This is a genomic window from Sphaerochaeta sp. S2 (assembly GCF_016406725.1).
Lineage (GTDB): Bacteria > Spirochaetota > Spirochaetia > Sphaerochaetales > Sphaerochaetaceae > Sphaerochaeta.
The window spans coordinates 1-4,203 of record NZ_JAEKNT010000453.1 but is presented as its reverse complement, the minus strand read 5'-3'; the positions used below and the strand labels follow the sequence as shown (position 1 = coordinate 4,203).

The window sequence follows — 4,203 nt, the reverse complement described above, 5'->3', positions numbered from 1 at the left end:
GTGAGGACCTCAAGGATAAGATTGCTGCTTTCGGTGGATTGCTGGAGAATGTTGAGAATACCGACCTTTGGATCAGCCTGACACTCCGTCGCGATGTAGGGCAGGTTGATCCACTTCTGGAAAAATTTGGTTGGATGGAATCGAGTGATGTCCAGCTGCAACAACAAGCAGTCTCCATGATCAAGGAACAACTTAAGAAGGAACATCAAGCAGCAATTTCTGATCGGGAGAAAATCGAGAAGGAAGTTGACGCAATGGTAGCGAGTCAACAAACCCAGTTGTTTGCCATCTGGGCAAATCTTCGATTGAATGAGCTCAGTGACCAGATTCGCTCTTACTTCGCCTATACCCGTAATACAACACTTTTCTCCGGCTGGGTTCCTTCTGACCAGGCGGAGGTGGTAGAGCAGGCGATCATTGGGGCAAGCGATGGACAGTGCGTCATCGAGTGGACTGAGGCTCGTCAGGTTCCCCGGCGCGAGGTGCCGGTTGCTGTTTCCAGTCCCAAGATGCTTGCCCCATTCCAGAGAATGGTCAATAACTACAGTACCCCCGAATATGGAACGGTTAATCCAACTTTCTTTGTCATGATTGCCTATCTCTGTATGTTTGGCCTCATGTTTGCCGATGTAGGCCAGGGATTGGTGCTTATGCTTGTTGGCGTGCTCGGGAAGTATGGCTATAAGAAGAACCCACTGAAGAAGGATGGGATGATCAGCCGAAACCTGACAGATCTTCTAATCTATCTGGGCCTTTCTGCCATGGTTTTTGGAGCCCTATTCGGAAGTTACTTCGGTTTGGAACTCCTTCCTGCTCTCTGGTTCAACTATGAGGCAGTGGTAGCTGGACATGCTGGAGAGGGTTCCCTGATCACTGATGTGTACGGAATTCTCGGGCTTACCATCAAGTTTGGTATTATTATCATCTATACAGGCTTGGTCCTGAATTGGATAAATCTTTTCAGGAAAAAATCCTACTTGCAACTTACCTTGGATAAGAATGGATTGCTCGGTGGTATCCTTTTTGGAATAGGCCTCTATATGGGATTTGCCTTCGTGGAGAGCGGATACAGGAGCTTCCCCTCCGATCCATGGATAGCCCCCGTCATTACCATTTTGCTTGTGCTTCTCTTCCTTCGAGGGTTTCTTGCGTACTACATCTCAGTCAAACAAGGTGGAGAGCGCCATGATCTTGGTGCCGTGACCATGGACGTAGTCATGGAGTGGTTTGTGGATATCCTGGAGATATTTACCGGTTATCTATCCAACACCCTCTCTTTCATGCGTGTGGCAGGTCTTGGTATTGCCCATGCGGCACTTATGCAGTCATTCAAGGAACTTTCTTCCTTGGCTGATGGTTTTGGTGGGGTAATGATATTCATCCTTGGGAACATCCTGGTGATCGTCCTGGAAGGATTGAGTTCAGGAATACAGTCTTTGAGGTTGAACTATTACGAGTTCTTCTCCCGTTATTTTACCGGAAAGGGCGTTGCCTATCAGCCACTTGGGCTGAAGAGCGCACCATCCGAGCAGAGATAGTGAATTTTTTGAGGAGGGTCACAGTATGACCAACATCGCATTCAGAAGAAAAGTATCGATGACCTTTGTGGCAACAGCACTCTTGTTGCTTGCCAGCGGCTTCATCTTCGCTCCCAGTGCCTATGCGGCAACCACAGAGGCAGCCAGTCGTGGAGACTATAACCTCGCTCTGGTCTGTTTCAGTGCTGCATTGGCGTTTGGGTTTGGTGCTGTAGCTGCAGGTTCGGCAATTGGCAAGGTTGGTAGCGCTGCCATGGGTGCCATCAGTGAGCGTCCTGAGATTGCAAGCCAGGCTTTGATCTTCATCGCTCTTGCTGAAGGTCTGGTTGTCTTTGGGTTCATCACCAGTTTGATGATCCTCGGAAAGGTATAACCAATGAAATATTTTGTCATCGGTGACGAAGATACTGTACTCGGGTTCTCCCTGGTTGGTGTATTCGGCATGCAGGCGACAAATGCACAACAGGCAAAGCGTGCCTGGGACAAGGCGGTGGATGATTCGCAGAATGGCATCATCATCATCACTGATGAGGTTGCAAATATGATCAGGCCCATAGTGGACCGATTCCTATTCTCTGAATCTTTCCCGCTTGTTGTTGAGATCCCTTCCCCCCGATCAAAGGAGGGAGGCACAGATTTGCGTGCCCTCGTCAATAAAGCGATTGGGGTAGCATTGTAGGATGAGTTCGTATGGAAACAACTGACAACCGTTTGCTGAGTGGTATCTTGGAACAGGCGGAGCAGAGTGCTCAAAAAAAGCTTGAGGATGCCCAAAGACAAGCAACGCGTATCGCAGAGGAAGCACAACTCAAGGTTGAGCGGGAGATAGCCTCCCTGAGAAAGGACCACGAACAGAAACTCAGGAATATTGAGTTGAAGAAGCAGGCCAATCTCGCAAGTGCGAAGCGAAAAGCAAATCTCAGACAGATCGATGAGAGTTACCAACAGGTGGTCAAGCATGTAACCTCTCTGCTTGATGCAAAAAAGGTTGCCCAGCATCTAAGTACGTGGATTGCAGAGGCTGCAATCGGTCTGGACCTCAAGGAAGCCAAGGTAGCATTCTCACGACAATGTCCTGTAAAAGAGGAACATCTCAAGGAAGCTACTTTCTTGGTCCAGGAAGCAACCGGTGCGAAGATAACCTTGCACCTTGATCCAAAACCAGTGCAAGGCCTTGGTGTGATTGTTTCCTCCATGGACGATACGGTTTCGTTCAACAACCAGGTTGAAATCCGTCTCAGACGGTTCGACCGCGTCGTAAGGTCAATGATTCAGGAACATACATGAAAGAAAGAATAATTGGACGTGTCAAACGAGTGAATGGACCGATTCTTATCGTCAAGGACATTACAAATGCCATGATGATGGAAATGGTCCGTATCGGTGAACAGCAACTGGTCGGGGAGGTGGTCAAACTCTATGATGGATTGGCTACTGTCCAGGTGTATGAGGATGCAACTGGTATCTGCCCCGGTGACAACGTCTATGGAAGTGGTATGAGTCTAAGCGTCGAGCTTGGCCCCGGGCTTATCGGTACCATCTACGATGGTATTCAGCGACCCTTGGAAAAGCTCATGGAGGCAAGTGGGGCATTCATCTCACGTGGTCTTTCCTATGATGCGGTAGACCATGGAAAGCAGTGGGAGTTTACCCCGGTTGTTGAGGCAGGGACGAGTGTCCATGCAGGTATGGTCATCGCTACTGTGGAAGAGACCAGCAGGATCCAGCACAGGATCATCATACCTCCCCAGTACCAGGAAGCAACACTCAGTGAAATTGCTCCATCAGGTTCCTATACTGTGGATGAGGTAATCGCGACCCTGGTTTTACCAGATGGAAAGCAACAGAAACTTACCATGGTGCAGAAGTGGCCGATCAGGTTGCCCCGTCCGGTAGATAGCCGTCTTGCCTTGAAACAACCATTGGTTACCGGTCTTAGGGTTATTGATACCTTGTTCCCTCTCGCAAAAGGCGGAACGGTAGCAATCCCTGGTGGGTTTGGTACCGGGAAGACCATGACACAGCATTCCATCGCACAGTGGTGTGATGCGGATATCATTGTATACATAGGCTGTGGTGAGCGCGGAAACGAAATGACCGACGTATTGAGGGAATTCCCTCTCCTTGTAGATCCAAGGACAGGACAGTCTCTGATGGAGAGAACCATCCTTATCGCAAATACTTCCAATATGCCGGTAAGTGCCCGTGAAGCGAGTATCTATACGGGTATAACGATGGCTGAGTATTATCGTGACCAAGGATATCATGTGGCGATTATGGCTGACTCAACCAGTCGTTGGGCAGAAGCACTGCGCGAACTCAGTGGACGCATGGAAGAGATGCCGGCTGAGGAAGGGTTTCCTGCTTACCTGCCTACCCGTATTGCACAGTTCTATGAACGGGCAGGATATATGCGAAATCTTTCTGGAAGCGATGGTTCGGTCTCCATCATCGGTGCCGTTAGCCCTCCCGGTGGTGATTTCTCGGAGCCGGTAACCCAGCACACAAAGCGATTCGTACGTTGCTTCTGGGGGTTGGATAGGCAGCTAGCAAGCAGCCGTCACTATCCTGCCATTAGCTGGTTGGACTCCTATAGTGAATATCTTGGTGACGTGAAACAGTGGTGGAATGATCACAGTGATGGGGCTTGGCACGAGAACAGGCT

5 protein-coding genes are annotated in these 4,203 nt (G+C 49.5%); all 5 read left to right on the top strand.

Features of this window, described 5'->3' with window-relative positions; all coding sequences use genetic code 11:
* Positions 1-1,538: V-type ATP synthase subunit I (locus JF818_RS13030; protein WP_198892422.1), on the top strand; the 1,538-nt coding region annotated here is incomplete at its 5' end.
* A 25-nt stretch (positions 1,539-1,563) separates the two neighbouring features.
* Positions 1,564-1,911 (top strand): ATP synthase subunit C, encoded by a 348-nt coding sequence (locus JF818_RS13025; RefSeq protein WP_198892421.1) that lies wholly within the window; start codon positions 1,564-1,566, stop codon positions 1,909-1,911.
* Positions 1,912-1,914: 3 nt separating this feature from the next.
* On the top strand, positions 1,915-2,217 hold the full coding sequence (locus tag JF818_RS13020; protein WP_198892420.1) for a V-type ATP synthase subunit F: 303 nt from the start codon (positions 1,915-1,917) through the stop codon (positions 2,215-2,217).
* A gap of 11 nt (positions 2,218-2,228) precedes the next feature.
* On the top strand, positions 2,229-2,825 hold the full coding sequence (locus tag JF818_RS13015; RefSeq protein WP_198892419.1) for an ATPase: 597 nt from the start codon (positions 2,229-2,231) through the stop codon (positions 2,823-2,825).
* Positions 2,822-4,203 (top strand): V-type ATP synthase subunit A (locus tag JF818_RS13010; RefSeq protein WP_198892418.1); only part of this gene is annotated, 1,382 nt, incomplete at its 3' end. The genes JF818_RS13015 and JF818_RS13010, both read left to right, overlap by 4 nt.

Bases quoted from the DNA above. Each gene is read 5' to 3' on its own strand.
- JF818_RS13025 (WP_198892421.1), top strand. From the start codon at position 1,564: ATGACCAACATCGCATTCAGAAGAAAAGTATCGATGACCTTTGTGGCA.
- JF818_RS13020 (WP_198892420.1), top strand. From the start codon at position 1,915: ATGAAATATTTTGTCATCGGTGACGAAGATACTGTACTCGGGTTCTCC.
- JF818_RS13015 (WP_198892419.1), top strand. From the start codon at position 2,229: ATGGAAACAACTGACAACCGTTTGCTGAGTGGTATCTTGGAACAGGCG.